Annotated in this window: 14 protein-coding genes; 11 read left to right on the top strand and 3 right to left on the bottom strand. The window is 67.1% G+C overall.

Annotation, left to right across the window (positions count from 1 at the left end):
- The first annotated feature begins 24 nt into the window (after window positions 1-24).
- Window positions 25-1,425 carry a dihydrolipoyl dehydrogenase gene (gene lpdA / locus BM199_RS27610; protein WP_091677519.1) on the top strand — a complete coding sequence of 467 codons (1,401 nt, stop codon included), beginning with the start codon at window positions 25-27 and terminating at the stop codon, window positions 1,423-1,425.
- Between the two features lie 78 nt (window positions 1,426-1,503).
- On the opposite strand, the gene BM199_RS27615 is transcribed toward lpdA, so the two are convergent.
- A complete protein-coding gene (locus BM199_RS27615) occupies window positions 1,504-1,887 on the bottom strand; it encodes a VOC family protein (protein WP_091677521.1) in 384 nt (127 codons plus the stop codon).
- A gap of 172 nt (window positions 1,888-2,059) precedes the next feature.
- Here BM199_RS27615 and BM199_RS35030 point away from each other — a divergent pair, with 172 nt between their 5' ends.
- Window positions 2,060-3,436, top strand: a complete 1,377-nt coding sequence (locus tag BM199_RS35030; RefSeq protein ID WP_143101935.1) for an HNH endonuclease signature motif containing protein — start codon at window positions 2,060-2,062, stop codon at window positions 3,434-3,436.
- A gap of 28 nt (window positions 3,437-3,464) precedes the next feature.
- Here BM199_RS35030 and BM199_RS27625 read toward each other — a convergent pair whose 3' ends face one another.
- Both BM199_RS27625 and BM199_RS27630 read right to left on the bottom strand, forming a co-directional pair.
- Window positions 3,465-4,223, bottom strand: coding sequence for an aminoglycoside adenylyltransferase family protein (locus BM199_RS27625; RefSeq protein ID WP_091677527.1), 759 nt, complete (start codon window positions 4,221-4,223; stop codon window positions 3,465-3,467).
- Between the two features lie 107 nt (window positions 4,224-4,330).
- Window positions 4,331-5,569 carry a M23 family metallopeptidase gene (locus BM199_RS27630; protein WP_218160451.1) on the bottom strand — a complete coding sequence of 413 codons (1,239 nt, stop codon included), beginning with the start codon at window positions 5,567-5,569 and terminating at the stop codon, window positions 4,331-4,333.
- 251 nt (window positions 5,570-5,820) lie between these two features.
- Between BM199_RS27630 and BM199_RS27635 the strand changes: the two genes are divergently transcribed.
- From BM199_RS27635 to BM199_RS27675, 9 genes are all read left to right on the top strand, one after another.
- Entirely contained in the window at window positions 5,821-6,807 is a 987-nt protein-coding gene (locus BM199_RS27635; RefSeq protein WP_091677529.1) for a hypothetical protein, read from the top strand.
- A 149-nt stretch (window positions 6,808-6,956) separates the two neighbouring features.
- Window positions 6,957-7,385 carry a hypothetical protein gene (locus BM199_RS27640; RefSeq protein WP_091677532.1) on the top strand — a complete coding sequence of 143 codons (429 nt, stop codon included), beginning with the start codon at window positions 6,957-6,959 and terminating at the stop codon, window positions 7,383-7,385.
- Between the two features lie 17 nt (window positions 7,386-7,402).
- Window positions 7,403-7,813 (top strand): hypothetical protein, encoded by a 411-nt coding sequence (locus BM199_RS27645; RefSeq protein ID WP_177242815.1) that lies wholly within the window; start codon window positions 7,403-7,405, stop codon window positions 7,811-7,813.
- 233 nt (window positions 7,814-8,046) lie between these two features.
- Window positions 8,047-9,492: a glycosyltransferase family 39 protein gene (locus tag BM199_RS27650; RefSeq protein ID WP_091677590.1), complete on the top strand. Its 1,446-nt coding sequence runs from the start codon at window positions 8,047-8,049 to the stop codon at window positions 9,490-9,492.
- A 237-nt stretch (window positions 9,493-9,729) separates the two neighbouring features.
- Window positions 9,730-11,217 (top strand): sugar ABC transporter ATP-binding protein, encoded by a 1,488-nt coding sequence (locus tag BM199_RS27655; protein WP_091677593.1) that lies wholly within the window; start codon window positions 9,730-9,732, stop codon window positions 11,215-11,217.
- Entirely contained in the window at window positions 11,214-12,281 is a 1,068-nt protein-coding gene (locus BM199_RS27660) for an ABC transporter permease (RefSeq protein ID WP_091677535.1), read from the top strand. The genes BM199_RS27655 and BM199_RS27660 overlap by 4 nt, the downstream gene beginning before the upstream one ends.
- Entirely contained in the window at window positions 12,278-13,339 is a 1,062-nt protein-coding gene (locus tag BM199_RS27665; RefSeq protein WP_091677538.1) for a substrate-binding domain-containing protein, read from the top strand. Before BM199_RS27660 ends, BM199_RS27665 begins: the two co-directional genes overlap by 4 nt.
- Window positions 13,340-13,399: 60 nt before the next feature.
- Window positions 13,400-14,554, top strand: a complete 1,155-nt coding sequence (locus BM199_RS27670) for a Gfo/Idh/MocA family protein (protein ID WP_245788797.1) — start codon at window positions 13,400-13,402, stop codon at window positions 14,552-14,554.
- Between the two features lie 120 nt (window positions 14,555-14,674).
- The gene (locus BM199_RS27675) at window positions 14,675-19,312 is read left to right on the top strand and encodes a ThuA domain-containing protein (RefSeq protein WP_091677540.1); all 4,638 of its coding nucleotides are present in this window, start codon (window positions 14,675-14,677) and stop codon (window positions 19,310-19,312) included.
- The last annotated feature ends 68 nt before the right edge of the window (window positions 19,313-19,380 follow it).

Genomic DNA, 19,380 nt, shown 5'->3' on the forward strand with positions numbered 1-19,380 from the left:
GCCGAGGCGGCATAATCGGCGTACATGAGCGAACATTTCGGCGTGGTGGTGCTGGGTGCCGGTCCGGGTGGATACACGGCCGCCGTGCGAGCCGCGCAGCTGGGATTCGACACCGCGATCATCGAGGGCCGCTTCTGGGGCGGGGTCTGTCTGAACGTGGGCTGTATCCCCTCGAAAGCGTTGCTGCGTAACGCGGAGCTGGCCCACCTGTTCCACAATGAGGCGCGGACCTACGGGATCCAGGTCGACGGGCAGGTGACATTCGACTACGGCGCGGCGTACCAGCGCAGTCGCAAGGTGGCCGACGGTCGGGTCAAGGGCGTGAACTTCCTGATGAAGAAGAACGCCATCACCCAGTTCAACGGCTGGGGCAGCTTCACGGACGCGAACACGATCACCGTGCTGAACTCCGACGGCGAGACCGAGACGGTCACCTTCGATCACTGCATCATCGCGTCTGGGGCCACGACGAAGTTGCTGCCCGGCACTTCGCTGTCCGAGCGCGTGGTGACCTACGAGGAGCAGATCCTCGATGCCGAGCTGCCGGAGAGCATTGTCATCGCCGGTGCGGGCGCGATCGGCGTCGAGTTCGCCTATGTGCTGCACAACTACGGCGTGCAGGTGACGATCGTCGAGTTCCTCGACCGGATGGTGCCGCTGGAGGACGAGGAGGTCTCGGCCGAACTCGCGCGGCGTTACCGGCGGCTCGGCATCGACGTGCTCACCTCCACCCGGGTGGAGTCGATCGACGACACCGGCGAGAAGGTCGTCGTCACGGTGTCGAAGGACGGCGAGCAGCAGAAGATCGAGACGGACAAGGTTCTGCAGGCCATCGGGTTCCAGCCCCGGGTCGAGGGATACGGCCTGGAGGCTGCTGGTGTCCGCCTGACCGAGCGCGGCGCCATCGACGTCGACGGACGGTGCAGGACGAACGTGCCGCACATCTTCGCCATCGGTGACGTGACGGCGAAACTGATGCTGGCGCACGCGGCCGAGTCGATGGGAATCGTGGCGGCGGAGACCATCGCCGACGCGGAGACCTTGGAACTGGACTACCGGATGATCCCGAGGGCGACGTACTGCCAGCCGCAGATCGCGAGCTTCGGATGGACCGAGGCAGAGGCCAGGGACCAGGGATTCGACGTGCAGGTGGCGAAGTTCCCGTTCTCCGCCAACGGAAAGGCGCACGGGCTCGGCGATACCGTCGGCTTCGTCAAGGTCATCAGCGACGCCAAGTACGGCGAACTCCTCGGCGCGCATCTGATCGGCCCCGAGGTGACCGAGCTGCTCCCCGAACTGACCCTGGCCCAGCAGTGGGACCTCACGGTGCACGAGGTCGTCCGCAACGTCCATGCCCACCCGACCCTGGGCGAGGCCGTGAAGGAAGCAGTCCACGGCCTGGCCGGACACATGATCAACATGTGAGGGAAGCCCCTGCTGTGGCCGGAGTTTCCCGGCTGCAGCAGGGGTTGGGCCGGTACGGCGGGTTGGGCGACCACCACGTCAGCGCATCAGACAGAACTCGTTTCCCTCCGGGTCCGCAAGGACGACCTGACCCTCATGCTCGGCGAGGACGGTCGCACCAAGACCCGTTAAACGCTCGATCTCGACGTCGACATCGTTGCTGTCCAAATCGAGATGCATCCTGTTCTTGACCGTCTTGTCTTCCGGCACGGTGTTGAAGAACATTCGCGGAGTCCCGCCCGCAGCGGGTTCGACAAGAACACTCGGGTCATCTTCCGGATCGTCGATACCGATGCCGCGTAGTCGTTCCAGTTCGGCTTCGTCGTAGGGAGCCACCTCGTAGTCCTCCAGGGCGGCTGCCCAGAACCTGGCGAGCGAGGCCGCATGCCGACAGTCGAACACCACATCACGAATTCGGGCCATCCGGCCATAATGCCCCACTCGCGCCCGTACCCGTCGATGCCTCGGCGTTGGCCACATTCGAAACGTGAGCCAGAATGTCGGTAGTTCATCCGCCATTTTCTATTACGGACCGTGAGGCTCATCCTTCCGTTGAGTGATTGTATCTCGAACTGGTGTTCGAGAGAATGGCGTGGTGACGGAGTTCGTGCAGGCGGGAAGCGAGGCGGGGATCATGTTCCTGCCCGCTGATCTGGTGAACCCGCCGCCGTTCACGGCTGAGGAGTGGGCCGACCACCGTTTCACCGCGCGTTCCGGTGTGGATTTCTCGGAGTTGAGCGATGTCGAGGTGGTGGAGGCGTTGGCGGTGGCGCGGCGGATGCGGGCCCGTGCTGATGCGTTGGAGGCGCGTGCGCTTGACCGGTTGCACCGCCTGCGGGGTGCGGACAAATCTGCGGCGGTGGAGGCGTCGCTGGAACTACGCATCTCCCGCCAGCGGGCCGCGAACCGGATCGCCCGGGGTACTGCCCTGGTGTCACGGATGCCACGGGTGTTAATGGCGATGGAGGCCGGGGACATCGAGGGCTACCCCGCCGGGCAGATCGCCGAGGTCACCGCGATGTTGACCGACGAGCAGGCCCGGGAGGTCGACGACCGACTGGCGGGCAAGCTCGCGGCGGGCCGGCTGGGGTTCACCGATCCCGCTTCGCTGGTGCGCGCGACCCGCCGCCTGGTGACCGCGATCGATCCCGACGGGCAGACCGCCCGAGCAATGAAGGCCCGCAGTGGTCGGAAGGTGGAGCTGATTCCCGGCGAGGACACCATGTCCACCCTGGCGATGGATCTCCCCGCCGAGGTCGCCGCGTCGGCCTACGCCCGCATCGACGCCATGGCCCGTGCCCTGCGGAACCAGGGTGACGAGCGGACGTTGGAACAGCTCCGCGCCGATGTGGCCGCCGACCTGCTGCACGGCCGCGACCCCGGCGTCCCCGTCCCACCCGGTACCGCCCGGGTGTTCCTGCACATGCCCGTCGACACCGCCCTGACGATGTCCGACACCGGCTGCGAACTGTCCGGCTATGGCCCGATCCCCGCCCCGATCGCCCGGGAGATCATGACTCGTCGCGGCAGCATCTGGCGCACCGTGCTCACCGACCCCGCCACCGGAGCGGTCAAGGACCTCGGCCGGACCCGGCGACGGCCCAGCGCGTTCCTGCGGGAGCTCATCGCAGTCCGCGACCGCGAATGCACCGCACCGGGCTGTCACCGCCCAGCCCACCGCTGCGACTACGACCACCTCCGCGAATGGCACCACCACGGCCAGACCGCCGACACCAACGGCGGCGCCAAATGCGAACCCCACCACTACCTCAAAGACCAACCCGGCTGGACCCTGACACACGATCCACAAACCGGAACCTCCACCATCACCACCCCCACCGGACGCACCTACACCAAAACCACCCAACCCATCAACGAACCACCCGCCCGGTCCGTGCCGAACAAGCGCGTGCGGTCACGAGGGTGTGCTCGTTCCTTCGACCCTCCAAATGAGACTCCTCCACCGTTCTGAGTCCCTTTCATCCCGCGCGTTGGGTACCTCAGCGCGGCGTCAGCCGGTCGATCTCGGCGAGTACCTGTTCGACGTGGGCACGTACCTGTTCCCTCAGCTCATCGCTCCAGCTCTCCTCGGAGTACCGGCGGTTGCGATACAGCTCCTTGGCGTGTTCGAGGACGGGACGGTACTCCGGTGCGAGCCGGCCGAGAGCCCAGTCCGCGGCGACGTCCTTCGAGCTGATCTCACCGGTGGCGAGGGTGTGCCAGATGCGGGCGAAGGTCAGGACGACGTTGCGCGTGTCGCCGTTCAGGTCCTCGAGAAGGTCAGGGATGCCCGCCACGCTCGCGCGCACCAGGTCAGTGTGGGGAACTGGGTCGAGGACCCGTGCCGGTGGCGGTCCCGCGAGGGGATGGTCACCGGAAAGCACCATCGTGATCAGTAGCGCCAGGTCCGGCAGTCGTTCCGGCTGAGGGGGTCCGTCGATCTCGAGTTCAGCACGTAACCACTCGCCGTACAGGAAATCGGCGGTCGGCGGGAACCGCCACGGGCGAACCTGGGATTGCACGACAACGGTGAGTTCGACCGGGCGCATCCCCTCCGTGAAACCGGAGATCCTGAACAGGCCATCGAGGAGTGCCCCTCGCTCCTGGGCGTTCATGCGTCGTTGGGTGACAACGAGGACATCCAGATCACTGGCAGGCTGAAGCCCGCCGAACACGGAGGATCCGTGGAGGTAGCTCCCGATGACCTCGCGGCCGAGCACGTCGCCGACCAGCCGCACGATCTCGCGAATCTGATCCATTGCTCCAGTGTCCGCAGTCGGTCCGCACCATTGGCCCCCACCGACAGGTCTGCCTCCGGTCGGGAACGCTCCCGACCGGAGACAGACCGGCGTCACCTGCGCCTACGTCACGGGCAAGCCGGTGCGACCGGGTCGTTCGAACCAGTGTCGACAAAACCATCACTGATCCAGTTGCCCGTGTCCAGCTTGTTCCACAGGTCGGTGCTGCCCCATACCCCGTTCACGGCACCGCCCCTTGCCGTGCAGGAAATCCTGACCACCACACCGTTCGCCACCGTGCCGGTAACGCTGTGCTCGAGACCGGGACCGGTGCGCAGGTTAACGGAGCTGTACTGACCGCCGTTCACCGTTCCAGTCGGCAGGCTCGGTGTGTCACCGCCACCGCCGTAGTTCGTGAGCCTGCCACCGCGGTTGACCCGGTCGCCGCCGCGCAGGGCGTAGCCGCCGTAGGCCGACGAGCCCTCGTAGAACGTCCAGCCGCCGATCGTCATCCTGTTCACACTGACGTGGGTGTCGCCGCGCAGCAGTGAGAAGTGCACGTGGGCGCCCGAACTCGACCCGCCGCAGGGCAGCTCGTTACCGATGTGGCCGAGGTACGTTCCGGCCCGCACGGCACTGCCGTCGGGCAGGCTCGTCAGGTTGTACATGTGGTAGTACGTGGTGCTGTAACCGTTGGGATGCACCACTTTCACCAGGGCGCTGCGACCACGCACGCAGCTCTTGTACACCCGCCCTTCACCCGCAGCCAGTACTCGTCCGTCGCCGCCGTTGAAATCGATCGAGCTGAACGGCCTGCTGTTGCCGCTGTTGCCGTGCGGCCCGCCGCCCATCCACCAGGCCACACCGGTCGCCCAGGGCAGGCCGAGTCCGGTATCGGCCAGTTGCGTGTTCCGAGCTGCGAAGTTCTTGGCGAACAGCGTTTTCTCGCCCTCGCTGACAACCTCCGCCGGCGCCTGCCCGGCCAGTGAAACGAACTCGGCCGTCCCGTCAAGTGCGACCTCCCAGCCTCGGGCGTTCTGCCGCGCCACGAACAGTGCGGACTCCGGGGAGGCGTGCTCGACAACGGGCATGGGAATAGTGGTCGAGCCGAACGCCCACCCGGCCGCGCTGACCCGGGTGGGTTCCACCAGCGGCTCGTCCAGGGAGGTCACCTCGTACTGCTGCTTGGCTGCCGCGCCGCGCTCGGCGAGCATCGTCGAACGCACCGACTCGGCGAGGTCGCCCTGGCGTTCGGTGGCTGCCGTGGCCGTCGGCATGGCGAGCAGCCCGGTCGCGGTGACGAGTGCGGCCGCCGCCGCGAGAAGTCGTCGTCTGGTTGCCGTCAATGCGGTCAACGCCGTCAACATCGTTGTCCTCCGAAGGTGGGAGCACGAGCAGGGAGTATCGACGCAGGCAATCCCTTACCTACCGGCGCGTCAATACCTGCTACTAACGGCGCTTGTGCCTGCTGAACGCCGAGCCGAATACTGTTGACGGCGCTGCGGTCGACGGGCACACGTGACCTGGCCGAAGCAGCTGGGAGCCAGGTCCGGGACCGTGAACGCCGAATCGAAAACTGTGTTGTTCCACAGAATTTCCCCCATGGCCGGGAGGTGTCGTGTCCTATCCACCGACGCAGGCGCAGGTCCGCGGCGGGGCGGGATCGCGTTCGCCGGATGTCGATCTGCTGCTGCGTGCCGGCCCGTTCCACACGGCACTGCGGGCCGCTATCGAGCAGAGCGGTCTGACCCTGGAGGCATTGCAGCATCGGCTGGCCCAGCGCGGAATCCGCGTGAGCCGCGCCAGCCTGAGCTACTGGCAGCAGGGCCGCAGCCGTCCGGAGCGGGCGGACTCCCTGCGGGCGGTGCGGGCCATCGAGCACATTCTCGGCCTCCCCGCGCACACACTGGCGGCACTGCTCGGCCCACCCCGGCCGCGCGGAAGGTGGACGCGCGGCGGGAGCGTCGCCCGGCGCTACGACGGGCTGCTCGAACCCGCTCCCGCACTGGCCCAGACCATCGAGCCCGTACTCGGCCCCTCCGATCGCAAGATGCGGGTGTTCTGCCAGGAGGATCGTGTCCGAGTGGGCCCGGACCGGGCGATCTACTCGGTGCGTACCAGGGTGGTAGTGCGCGCCCTCGACGACGACCCGGACCGGTTCCTCGCCGTCTACTGCGCGGAGCCCGGCAGCCAGGCACGCGACATCGTGCCGACCGCGGAGGAGAACTGCAGGCTGGGACGGGTACGACGACACCCACAGGCCGCTGTCATCGCCATGGAACTGCTGTTCGACCGCAGGCTGCGGGCCGGCGAGACACATCTGTTCGACTACGAGTTCGCGATCAGCTCACCCATCCCCAGCGCCGACTACCGCCGGGGGTTTCGCTACCCCGGCGACACCTACGTACTGGGTGTCCGATTCGCCGAGGAAGCCGTTCCCGTGCGGTGTTTCGCGCTCACCCAGAACGGTGTGCGCCAGGACGGTGTCGAGGCCGAGTGCGACGAGGTCGACGGAGAGCTGCCACTGACGCCCGGCCGGTGGGTCCACAGGGTGGCGCGCGATGTCAATCCCGGGGTGCTGGGCGTGCGGTGGGAATGGGAGTAGCGCACGGCGTTACCAGTCGAACAGAGAGCTAAAAAAACTCCAAAATATGCGTTTCTCTGACTTCGCACTTTCGACCTGACTGTTTACCTACGTTGTTAACCTGCGGGTAAGCGTGAGTATCTGGCTTCTCGAAAGAACTGGAGGGAATTGTGGTTTATCGGAGAATCGTGTTTCTGGGTGCCGCGTCCGCACTGCTGGTCGCGGCCGGTGCGGGAACCGCGGCGGCCGCCGCAACGGGTACGGCGGGGGTGCACCGCGGCGACGTGTGTACGCAGCCGTCGCAGTCCTGCTCGGGTTCCGCGTCCTTTGTCCGGCATGGTGAGCACCTGTACATCTGGGACAACGCGGGCGAGGGCCGTCAGGTGGCCGTTGAGTACGAGCGATCCGACGTCAGTCAGAAGGGTCAGGCATGGAACGCTCGCGGGTTCGCCAGTGAGCCCACTGACCACAACATGAATATGCCCGAGAACGCGACAATCAAGTACCGGGTCTGTCTCGGTGTATACGACGCGGATGAAGGCACGCGATACATCAATTACTTGTCGTGCTCCGCGTGGAAAACCGAACGGGCAAGCTGAAACGGAGGGGAAGTGACATGACGATCGCGAAGACCGCCGCGACCGCGGCCGCTGTCGCGGCCATGGCCGGCGGGCTGGTCATGACGGGCACGTCGCAGGCCGTCGCCCACGTCGGCGATGTCTGCACCGTTCCGGGCTGCAACGGGTCCGCCTCGTTCGTGCGCAACGGTGAGCACCTGTACGTGTGGGACAACAAGGCCGACGGGCGTTCGGTGGTGGCCGAGTACGAGCGGTCGGATGCGGATCAGCTGGGGCGGGCCTGGAATGCGAGGGGCGCGGGCAGCAGCCCGACCGACCACAACATGAGCATGCCCGAGCGCGAGACGATCACCTATCGCGTGTGCCTCGGCAACTACAGCACGAACGCACCGGATCGGGTCGTCCACGAAGGCACCTGCTCCGGGTGGTACACCGAACCAGCTGGGTAGCCTGACCGGTCTTCTGATCCGGCGACGCTGGCGACTACCGTGGTTTCCGGAAGCGGGCGCGGTCTGCCCGCTTCCACCAGCGGTAGCCGAGCAGCGGAGGACAGGCCGACATCGTGACCGATGCCACTGAGGCTGCCACCAATCGCGGAGCTGACGGCCGCGTCACCTCCGCCGAGCCATCCGACACACCCGCTTTCGCGCGCTGGCCGGTGCTGGCCGTCGCCGGACTGGCCATGGCCGTGCTGCTGGCCTTCGCCGGGCGCTACGGCTACCACGGGGACGAGCTCTACTTCATCGCCGCGGGCAGGCACCTCGACTGGGGCTACGCCGATCAGCCGCCGATGCTGCCGTTGCTCGCGCTGCTGATGGACACGATCTCGCCGGAATCCGTCCTCGGGTTCCGGCTGCTGCCGATCGTGCTCACCGGTGCGGGCATCGTGGTGGCGGCGCTGACCGCGCGGGAGTTCGGTGGGGGACGCCTGCCGCAGCTGATGACCGCAGGCGCCTTCGCCTGCTCCCCGTTCCTGCTGGCCGGTGCGGGCCATATCGTCGCCACCCATACGGTCGATGCCTTCCTCTGGACGGTGATCGTGTGGCTGCTGGTGCGCTGGGTCCGCCTGCGCGAGCAGGCGACGCCGGACGACCGGCTGCTGCTCATCACCGGCGTGGTCACCGCGCTGGCCTTGCAGACCAAGTTCCTGATCCCCGTGTTCTGGGTGGCCGTGGCGATCACGTCACTCGTGTTCGGTCCGCGCGATCTGCTGCGCAGGCCGCTGTTGTGGGTGGGCGCCGTCCTCGCGGTCCTCGCCACGGTGCCGACTTTGCTCTGGCAGGCCGGGAACGGCTGGCCGCAACTGGAGATGAACCAGGCTGTCGCCCAGGAGGTGTCCTTCGCGGGAGGCCGGTTCACCTTCCTGCCGATGGCCCTGCACCAGGCCGGGGTCGTCGTGGGTGCCGTCCTGTTCGTGCTCGGCACCTGGTGGTTGCTGCGCGCGCCGCGACTTCGTCCCTACCGCTTTCTCGGCTGGACCGTGCTCGCGGTGACCGCGCTCTTCTGGCTCAACTCCGGCCGTCCGTACTACGTGGGTGGCCTGTTCGCCCTGTGTTTCGCCGTCGCTTCGGTGGAACTGGTCCGCCGCGTGCCCGGCCGCTGGCTGCGCTGGACCTCGGTCCCGGCCTATGCGGTCTCCGCCGCCGTCGCCATCAGCGGGCTTCCGGTTACACCGGTGGAAGAGTACGCCGGCGAGCCGTACAGCCCGATGAACATGGCGCTGGAGGAGTTCGGCTGGCCCGAGGTCGCGGACGACGTGGCCGACGCGTACCTGGCGTTGCCGCCCGCGCAGCAGGCGCGGACCACCATCGTCACCGACACCTACTGGCTCTCCTCCGCCGTCGACAAGTTCGCCAGGGGCCGGGGACTGCCGGAGGTGCACAGCGGCAGTCGCGGTTACTGGTACTTCGGGGCGCCACCGGAGACCGCGACGGACACCCTCTTCGTCGGCGCGGACCGGCATCGCCTCGAGCAGTACTTTGGTGGCGTTCGCCAGGTCGGCGTCATCGACAACGGTCTGCGGGTCAACAACGGCAGCCAGGGCAGGCCCATCTGGCTCTGCACGGACAGGACCGCGCCGTGGAGTGAACTCTGGCCGCGGTTCCGGCATATGACGTTCCACTGGTGATTGTCCGGTGATCCAGGTCACTGGACACTTTTGCATGTCTTGGACCTAAGTTTCGGTCCCTGAACCAGGCAAAACACGGTCCGTGGTGGTCAAGTGCAGCAAAGTTCATCTTGACGGGTGTTCGTGGTCACTCTACTTTTGCATGGCACAAGACGAAGTGAGGCCGAAGTGGATTTAAGTCTGCATGCTCCGAACGGTGGTGAGGGTGTGAACGACTCAGACAGACCGTTGCTGGAGATGCGGGGGATCGTCAAGCTTTTCCCCGGCGTCCGCGCGCTGGACGGCGTTGACCTGGAAGTACGCGCGGGCGAGGTGCACTGCCTGCTCGGCCAGAACGGCGCGGGCAAATCAACTCTGATCAAAACTCTTTCCGGAGCGCATCAGCCGGACGCGGGCGACATCATCTGGCGCGGGGAGCCGGTGTCGCTCAGTTCGCCGGTCGCGGCGCTCAAACGTGGTATCGCGACCATGTACCAGGAGCTGGACCTCATTCCGACGCTGTCGGTGACGGAGAACGTGTTCCTCGGGCACGAGCGCTCCAGGTTCGGGTTCGTTCGCCCGGCCGCCGCTGCCGCGGAGACCTCACGCCTGCTCGCCAGGCTCGGTCACGCGGAGATTCCTCCTGGAGCCGAGGTGGGCAAGCTGCCGGCCGCCGCGCAGCAGCTCGTCTCCATGGCAAGGGCGCTCGCCCATGACGCCCGGTTGATGGTGATGGACGAGCCCACGGCCGCACTGGCCGGTGACGAGGTGGACAACCTCTTCCGCATCGTGGGTGAGCTGACCGAGGCCGGTGTCGCGGTCGTCTACATCTCCCACCGGATGGACGAGATCCGCCGGATCGGGCACCGCGTGACCGTGATCAAGGACGGCCGCACCGTCGCGGCCAACCTGGACGCACGCACGACCCCCAGCTCGGAACTGGTCGACCGGATGGCCGGACGCAAGGTCGAGAGCGCGTTCCGCGCCGCGGCGGACGCCAGGACGGTGTTCGGCGACGAGGTGCTGCACGTGTCCGGGCTGGGGCGCGAGGGGGAGTTCTCCGACATCACCTTCTCCGCGCGGGCGGGCGAGATCATCGGGATCGCGGGCCTGGTCGGTGCGGGACGCAGCGAGATCCTGGAAACGATCTTCGGCGCGCGCAGGGCTGATGCGGGCACCGTGTCGGTCGACGGCAAGCAGTTGCGGCCGGGCAGCGTCGCCGCCGCCGTGAACGCGGGCGTGGGGCTGGCACCGGAGGAACGCAAGGCGCAGGCGCTGCTGCTGGACATGTCGGTGACACACAACGTCACGCTGGCCAGCCTCGGCGACTACAGCACCCTCGGGTTCACCCAGGGGGGCAGGGAGAAGCTGGACGCCAGGAGCACCCTCGAACGCCTCGACCTCCGGCCCGCCGATCCGACGCGACTGAGTCGCACCCTCTCCGGGGGCAACCAGCAGAAGGTCGTCGTCGCCCGGTGGCTCGTGCACGGCTGCAAGGTGCTGCTGCTCGACGAACCCACCCGTGGCGTCGACGTCGGGGCGCGCGCGGAGCTGTACCGGCTGATCCACGAGCTCGCCGCGGACGGCGTGGCCATCGTGCTGGTCTCCAGTGAGATTCCCGAGGTCCTCGGCCTCGCCGACCGGGTGCTCGTCCTGCGGGACGGCCAAGTCGTCGCCGACCGGGCGTCGGACGACATCACCGAAGCTGCTGTTCTCGATCTGGTCATGGAAGGAAGTGCGGCGTGACCGACACACTCGACCGTCCGCCGGTTCGTCCCAAACAGGACAGCGCGCTACGTGGCGCGTTCCGGTTCGACGTGCGCCTGCTCGGACTGGCCGGCGTGCTCCTCCTGCTTTGCGCGGTCGGCTACATCACCCAGCCCGACACGTTCGCGACGCAGGAGAACCTTTCCACGATGTTGCGGGCGGGGGCCGCCATCGGTGTGGTCAGCGTGGGTATGACGTTCGTGATCATCGCGGGCGGGATCGACCTCTCCGTCGGTTCGCTCGTCGCGCTGTCCAGCGTGTGGATGACGACTGTGGCCACCCAGGCGTACGGGCCCTTTGTGATGGTGCTGTGCGCCGTGCTGGTCGGGCTCGGGGCGGGACTGGTCAACGGGGTCCTGGTCTCCTACGGCAAGGTGGTCCCGTTCATCACCACGCTGGCGATGATGGCCTCGGCGCGCGGTCTGGCCGAACGTCTCAGCGGGCGGCAGACCCAGGTCGTCACCGAATCCGGCTTCATCGAGTTCTTCCGTGGCAGTTTCCTGGGAATCCCCGCGCTGGTGTGGGTGCTGGCGCTGGTGTTCGTGATCGGCTGGGTGGTCCTCAACAGGACGACGTTCGGCAGGCGTACCTACGCCATCGGCGGCAACTCCGAGGCGGCGAGGCTCTCCGGCATCAACGTCAAGTGGCACACAGCGCTCGTCTACGGCATCAGCGGTCTCTGCTGCGGGATCGCCGCGATGATGGTGGTCGCGCGGACCACGTCCGGTGCGTCCACGAACGGCATGTTCTACGAACTGGACGCCATCGCCGCGGTGGTCATCGGCGGCACGCTGCTCTCCGGCGGCCGGGGCAGCCTGATCGGCACGCTGATCGGTGTCCTGATCTTCACCGTGCTCAACAGCATCTTCACCCAGAACAACCTGGACACCGACATCCAGAACATCGCCAAGGGCGCGATCATCGTCGCCGCCGTGCTGCTGCAGCACACCACGTCCACCCGTCGCAAGGGGAAGCCTCGAGATAGCCAGTCCTCGCCCCTTTCCGAACCCCAACCCACCGTGCCAACCGGGAGCAAGTCATGACAGAACACGGATCGATCCTCGCCCGTCGCGGATTCCTGCTGGGCGCGGCCGGGCTCGGCGCAGGCGCCGTGCTTGCCGGGTGTACCTCGAACGAGGCGCCACAGGACGAGGGCTCGCCGCAGGCCGGCGGTGCGCAGGGCAGCAACGCCGAACCGGGACCGCCGGTGACCATCGGGTTCTCCGCGCCCGCGGCCGACCACGGCTGGATGGCGGCGGTCACGATCAATGCCAGGGCACAGGCGGAGAACTACCCGGACGTCACGCTGAACGCGACCGAGGGCACCAACGACGTCAACCAGCAGATCGCGCAGGTCGAGTCGCTGATCAACGCGAAGGTCGGCGTGCTGGTGATCCTTCCGTTCGACGGCAAGGCGCTGACGTCGGTCGCGCAGAAGGCGATGGACGCCGGAATTCCGGTGATCAACGTGGACCGCGTGTTCGACACCCCGCTCGCCTACCGCACCTGGATCGGTGGCGACAACTACCGCATGGGTGTCAACGCCGGCAACTACATCGGTGAGGAACTCAAGCGCAAGGGCGTGGCCAACCCGATTATCGCTGAGGTCGCGGGGATCGACGCGCTGCCGCTGACCCAGGAACGCAGCAAGGGCTTCAAGGACGCGCTGCAGAAGCACGGCTTCTCGGTCGGGCCGCGGGTCGCGGCGGAGTTCACGCCGGAGTCGGGTGAGCAGAAGACGGCGAACCTCCTGCAGGGAGCGCCGAAGCTCGACGCCCTGTGGAACCACGACGACGACCAGGGCATCGGCGTGGTGGCCGCCATCGAGAACGCGGGCCGCAGCGACTTCTTCATGGTCGGCGGCGCGGGCTCGAAGAACATGATGAACCTGATCAAGAGCGACTCCGGCCCGGTCAAGGCCACCGTCCTGTACAGCCCGTCGATGGCGTCCTCCGCGGTCGCGATGGCCAGGCTGCTCGGACAGAACAAGGGCATCGGCGACCTCGCCGAGCACGAGATCCCTTCGGAACTCACCACGTACTCGGCCGTGGTGACCAAGGAGAACGTCGATTCCTACATGGACGTCGGTTTCGACTCGTAATCCGGCGGCCGTTCGGCCGCCGCTCGGTTGTGTATGACTCTCACTACAAGGGGATTCTCGATGAGTCAGATGTCGGGGGACGCAGTCGGCGTCGCCATGATCGGCCACTCGTTCATGGGAGCGGTGCATTCGCACGCGTGGCGAAACGTGCACCGGTTCTTCGATGTTCCGAGAACGCCGCGGCTGACCGTGCTCGGCGGCCGGGACGAGCGGCGGACCAAGGAGGCGGCGGCGCGGTACGGCTGGGATTCGGTGGAGACCGACTGGCGGGCGATCATTGCCAGGGACGATGTCGACGTGGTCGACATCTGCACGCCAGGCCACACCCACTGCGAGATCGCCGTCGCCGCGCTGGCCGCGGGCAAGCACGTGCTGTGCGAGAAGCCCCTGGCCAACTCGGTCGCCGAGGCCGAGACGATGGCCGCGGCGGCGGCGAAGGCCGCACGCGAGGGCGTGCACTCGATGGTGGCGTTCAACTACCGCAGAGTGCCCGCCCTCGCGCTGGCGCGACGGCTGATCGCCGATGGCAGGCTCGGCACCCTCCGGCACGTGCGTGCGGTGTACCTGCAGGACTGGCTCTCCGACTCCGAGTCGCCCATGACCTGGCGACTGCGCAAGGAACAGGCCGGATCCGGCGCGCTCGGCGACATCGGTGCGCACATCGTGGATGCCACCCAGTTCGTCACCGGTGACGTGCTCACCGGGGTGAGCGGCCTGACCGAGACCTTCGTCCGCGAGCGGCCCGCACCCGGCGGGACCGAGGAGGTCACCGTTGACGACTGCGCCCTCTTCATCGGCCGCTTCTCCTCGGGTGCCGTCGCCAGCTTCGAGGCCACGCGGTACGCACTGGGCCGGAAGAACGCGATGCGGCTGGAGGTCAACGGCACCAGGGGCAGCCTCAGCTTCGACTTCGAGTCGATGAACGAGTTGTGGTTCTGCGACGGTGACGACCCGTCGGAGACCCAGGGCTTCCGGCGCATCGTCGTGACCGAGGAGGACCACCCCTACGTCGGCGCGTGGTGGCCGCCGGGCCACCTCCTCGGATACGAGCACACCTTCACCCATGAGGTCGCCGACTTCCTGACGGCCATCGGCACCGGCGAGCCGGCCAGCCCGAGCTTCGCCGACGGGCTCAGGGTGCAGCAGGTGCTCGGTGCGGTGGAAAGCAGCGCCGCCGCGGGCTCGCAGTGGTCGGACGTGCTGCCCGGCACCTGACCCGCGGCCGCCGGCTCAACGAGTTGTCCAGGTAAGCCGCGCCAGTCGTGAAGGGAGGAGACAGCGAAACATCCGCTCAAACGGTCCCCACCGGTTCGCGAGCAAGGAGCGCAGGTACACGTGCGAAGAAGCAGCAGTACCACACAAGGAACGTCAGGTAGATTCCCGCGACCAGGCAAATCCGGCAGGCGCTTCGGCGCCGCTGTCCTCGCGTTGTGTACCGGACTCGGCGTCGGCCTGCCGTCGGCGACCGCGCAGTCGGCGGACACCGGGGCCGAGGCGGCCGATTCGGCCAGCGTGCTGGTGTTCTCCAAGACGGCCGGATACCGTCACGGCTCGATCCCCACCGGGATCGCCACGATCGAGGAACTGGGCGAGCAGAACGGTTTCGCGGTCGAGGCCACCGAGGACGCGGCGGCTTTCACCGACGAGAACCTGGCCAACTACGACGCGGTGGTGTGGTTGTCCACCACCGGAGACGTGCTGAACGACGAGCAGCAGGGCGCGTTCGAGCGTTACGTGGCCGGGGGCGGCGGATACGCGGGCGTGCACGCCGCCTCGGACACCGAGTACGACTGGCCCTGGTACGGCGACCTGGTGGGCGCCTACTTCCAGTCGCATCCGCACATTCAGGAGGCGACGGTCAACGTGGAGGACCGTCAACATCCGTCCACAGCGGACCTGCCGTACCAGTGGAGCCGTACCGACGAGTGGTACAACTTCCGGGCCAATCCCCGCCAGGACGTGCACGTGCTGGCCTCGCTCGACGAGTCCAGCTATGCGCCGGGTGATGGTGCGATGGGGGATCACCCCATCGCCTGGTGCCACGAGAACAGTGGTGGTCGTGCCTGGTACACCGGCGGCGGGCACACCGAGGAGTCGTACACCGAGGCGGAGTTCCGGACCCACCTGGCCGGCGGAATCCTGTACGCCGCGGGTGAGCGCGACGGCGACTGCTCGGTGCCGGACCCCGGTCCGGGCAACCCGACGGACGAGGACTTCGACCAGATCACCCTGGCCAAGGGTGAGGAGCGCACGGGCGAGCCCATCGCATTGGCCGTCCTGCCCGACCGCAGGGTGTTGCATACCTCCCGTGACGGTGAGGTCTGGCTGACCACCCCCGAAGCGACGACGTCCCTTGCCGCGAAACTCGACGTGTACAACCACGACGAGGACGGGCTGCAGGGCATCGCGATCGATCCGGACTTCGCGGAGAACAACTGGGTCTACCTCTACTACGCGCCGCCGCTGGACACACCGGCCGGCGCGGCGCCGGAGAACGGGACCGAGGCGGATTTCGCGCCGTTCAAGGGACACAACCAGTTGTCCCGCTACAAGCTGACCGAGGACGGCAACCTGGATCTCGCGAGCGAACAGCAGATCCTGCGGGTGCCCGCCGATCGAGGCATCTGCTGCCACGCCGGTGGCGAGATCGACTTCGACGCGCAGGGCAACCTGTTGCTGTCCACAGGGGACGACAGCAACCCGTTCGCATCTGACGGCTACACGCCGATCGACGAGCGCGCCGACCGCAACCCGGTGTTCGACGCCCGCCGTACCTCCGGCAACACCAACGACCTGCGGGGCAAACTGCTGCGCATCACCGTGCAGGAGGACGGCAGTTACACCATTCCCGATGGCAACCTGTTCGCACCCGGCACGGAGAAGACTCTTCCGGAAATCTATGCGATGGGCTTCCGCAACCCGTTCCGCTTCGCGGTCGACAAGGAGACCGGCTGGGTCTACCTCGGCGACTACGGGCCCGACGCGGGAGCGGCCAACCCCGAGCGCGGTCCGGGTGGGACGGTCGAGTTCAACCTGATCAAGGAGGCGGGCAACTTCGGCTGGCCGCTCTGTGTCGGGGACAACCTGGCGTACCGCGACTACGACTTCGCCACCGGCGAATCGGGCCCGGCCTTCGACTGCGCGGCGCCGAAGAACGAGAGCAGGCACAACACCGGTCTCGTGGATCTTCCTCCCGCACAGCCGGCATGGATTCCCTACGACGGTGGATCGGTGCCCGAGTTCGGCACCGGGAGCGAATCACCGATGGGCGGGCCGGTTTACAACTATGACCCGGACCTCGACTCGCCGACGAAGTTCCCGGAGTACTACGACGGCAAGACCTTTGCCTACGAGTGGGAGCGAAGCTGGATCAAGACGATCGAAGCCGGCCCCGACGGTGAGCGGGGGGCGATCGAGACGTTCTTCGAGTCGATGGACCTGACCAGGCCGATGAATCTCGAGTTCGGACCGGACGGATCGCTGTACGTGCTGGACTACGGCAGCGGGTACTTCGGCGGCTCGGAGGACTCGGCCGTCTACCGGATCGACCACACCAAGGGCAACCGGACTCCCGTGGCCAAGGTCGCCACGGACAGGACATCGGGTCCGGCTCCGCTCGAGGTGAACTTCGACCCGGCAGGCACCGCGGACGAAGACGGTGGCGCCCTGACGTACGCGTGGGACTTCGACGGTGACGGCACCACCGACTCCGCCGAGGCGGGACCGGTGTCGCACATCTACAACGAGCCGGGGCAGTACAACGCGCAGTTGTCGGTCACCGATGAGAGCGGGCTGACCGGGTCGGTCAGCGTGGTGATCACCGCGGGCAACACCGCTCCAACGGTGACGCTCGAGACACCGGTCGACGGCGGGTTCTTCGGCTTCGGGGACAGCGTGCCGTTCACGGTCACGGTGACCGATCCCGAGGACGGGGAGATCGACTGCTCCAGGGTGACCGTGGAGTACATCCTCGGTCACAACGACCACGGGCACCCGTTGAGTCGGGCCACCGGCTGTGCGGGTGTCATCAGGACGCCTGCCGACGAGGGCCACGGCCTCGACGCGGACATCTTCGGTGTGATCAACGCCTACTACACCGACAACGGAGCGGGCGACGTTCCCGCACTGGAGGGTTCGGACGAGACCATCTTGCAGCCGAAGACGAAGCAGGCCGAGTTCTTCACCGAGCAAAGCGGCATCGAGGTCGTCGCCGCGGCCGAGGCCAGCGGCGGCAAGCGGGTCGGTTACATCGACGACGGCGACTGGATCAAGTTCGATCCGGTGAACCTGACCGGCGTCGAAGCGATCGGCTACCGCGTGTCCTCCGGTGGTGCGGGTGGAACGATCGAGGTCCGCTCCGGTTCGCTCGACGGTCCGCTGGTGCAGACCGTGCAGGTGGACAGCACCGGTGGCTGGGACAACTACACCGACATCGCCCCCGCCCCCATCTCTGACCCGGGTGGCACCAAGCCGCTGTACCTGGTGTTCAAGGGAACCGGAACGGGCGGCCTGTTCGATGTGGATGTCCTCAATGTCCAAGGGCCGGGCGTGGCCCAGCCCGACACACAGACGTGTGAGCCCGCGACACCGGAGGAGGGCTACAGCATGCTCTTCGACGGCACCGAGGCGAGCATGGACGGCTGGCGCCAGGCAGGTCCCGGGTCGTTCGAGCACCAGAGCGACTGCACGATTCGCTCGGTCGGTGGCATGGGCCTGTACCTGTACGAGCAGGAGTTCGGCGCGTACAGCCTGAAGCTGGACTGGAAGATGGCCGGGGACGACAACTCCGGGATCTTCGTCGGGTTCCCGGACCCGGGTGACGACCCGTGGGTCGCCGTCAACCAGGGCTACGAGATCCAGATCGATGCCACCGACGCACCGGACCGGACAACGGGATCGGTGTACAGCTTCCAGTCGGCCGACATCGAGGCCCGTGACGCGGCGCTGAAGCCGCCAGGGGAGTGGAACTCCTATGAGATCGTGGTCCAGGGCCAGACGATCAAGGTGGTGCTCAACGGCACGGTGGTCAACGAGTTCGTCAGCACGCACCCGGATCGGGATCTGACCCAGGGCTTCATCGGAATCCAGAACCACGGTGGCTCCGATGACGTCTCGTTCCGCAACATCCAGATCGCCGAGCTCGACGGAGTCGCACCCGTGACCGAGGCGAGTTTCCCGGAGCCGGGGCAGGGCGACTGGCACGCGGGTGAGGTGCCGGTGGTGCTGGAGGCGACCGACTCCGGCGGCATGGTCGACGCCTCAGGAGTCGACCGGATCGAGTGGAGCCTGGACGGCGGTGCGTGGTCCACGTACACCGAGCCGGTGGTGCTCACCGGCGACGGTGAGCACACCCTGCTCTATCGTGCGGTGGACAAGGCCGGAAACATCGAGCCGGACAAGGCGGCGACAGTCAAGATCGACGCCACCAAGCCGACGCTGATGGTCGCCGGTGTCGCCGAGGGCACGGTATACGGCGACGCCACCGACCTGGTGATCTCGTGGAGCGCGACGGACGGTACGTCCGGAGTGGCGAGTCAGTCTGCGACGCTGGACGGGGATGCGATCACGTCCGGCGCGCTCCTGCCGCTGCACCAGCTGCCGCTCGGTGTGCACACCCTTTCGGTGGCAGCCGAGGACCGGGCGGGCAACCGCGTCGAGCAGTCGGTGTCGTTCGCCTCGACCACTTCGCTGCGGGAGATCGGCCAGCTGGTCGACCGGTTCCGGGCGAGCGATCGGTTGTCCCTGACGGCCTACAAGCAGTTGTCGAAGGAACTGTCGAAGGCTCGTAAGGCCGAGGCGAAAGGCAAGGACGGCAAGGCCGTCCGCTACCTGAACTCCTTCGCGGAGCTCGCGGCCGACGAGGCACTGGTCGGCGACGAGGTCGTCAGGACCGCGCTGGTACGGGACGCCGAGGCGGTCGTTGGCGACATCGAGGGAGGTGTCAGGCTGGCCGAGGCCAGTACATCGGACTAGCCACCCGGCTGGTTCAGCTGAAAAGTGAGTCGGACCAGGGTGGGCGCCCGCGGTTTTCGCGGGTGCCC

Origin of the sequence: Amycolatopsis marina (genome assembly GCF_900111885.1) — a bacterium.
Taxonomy (GTDB): Bacteria; Actinomycetota; Actinomycetes; order Mycobacteriales; family Pseudonocardiaceae; genus Amycolatopsis; species Amycolatopsis marina.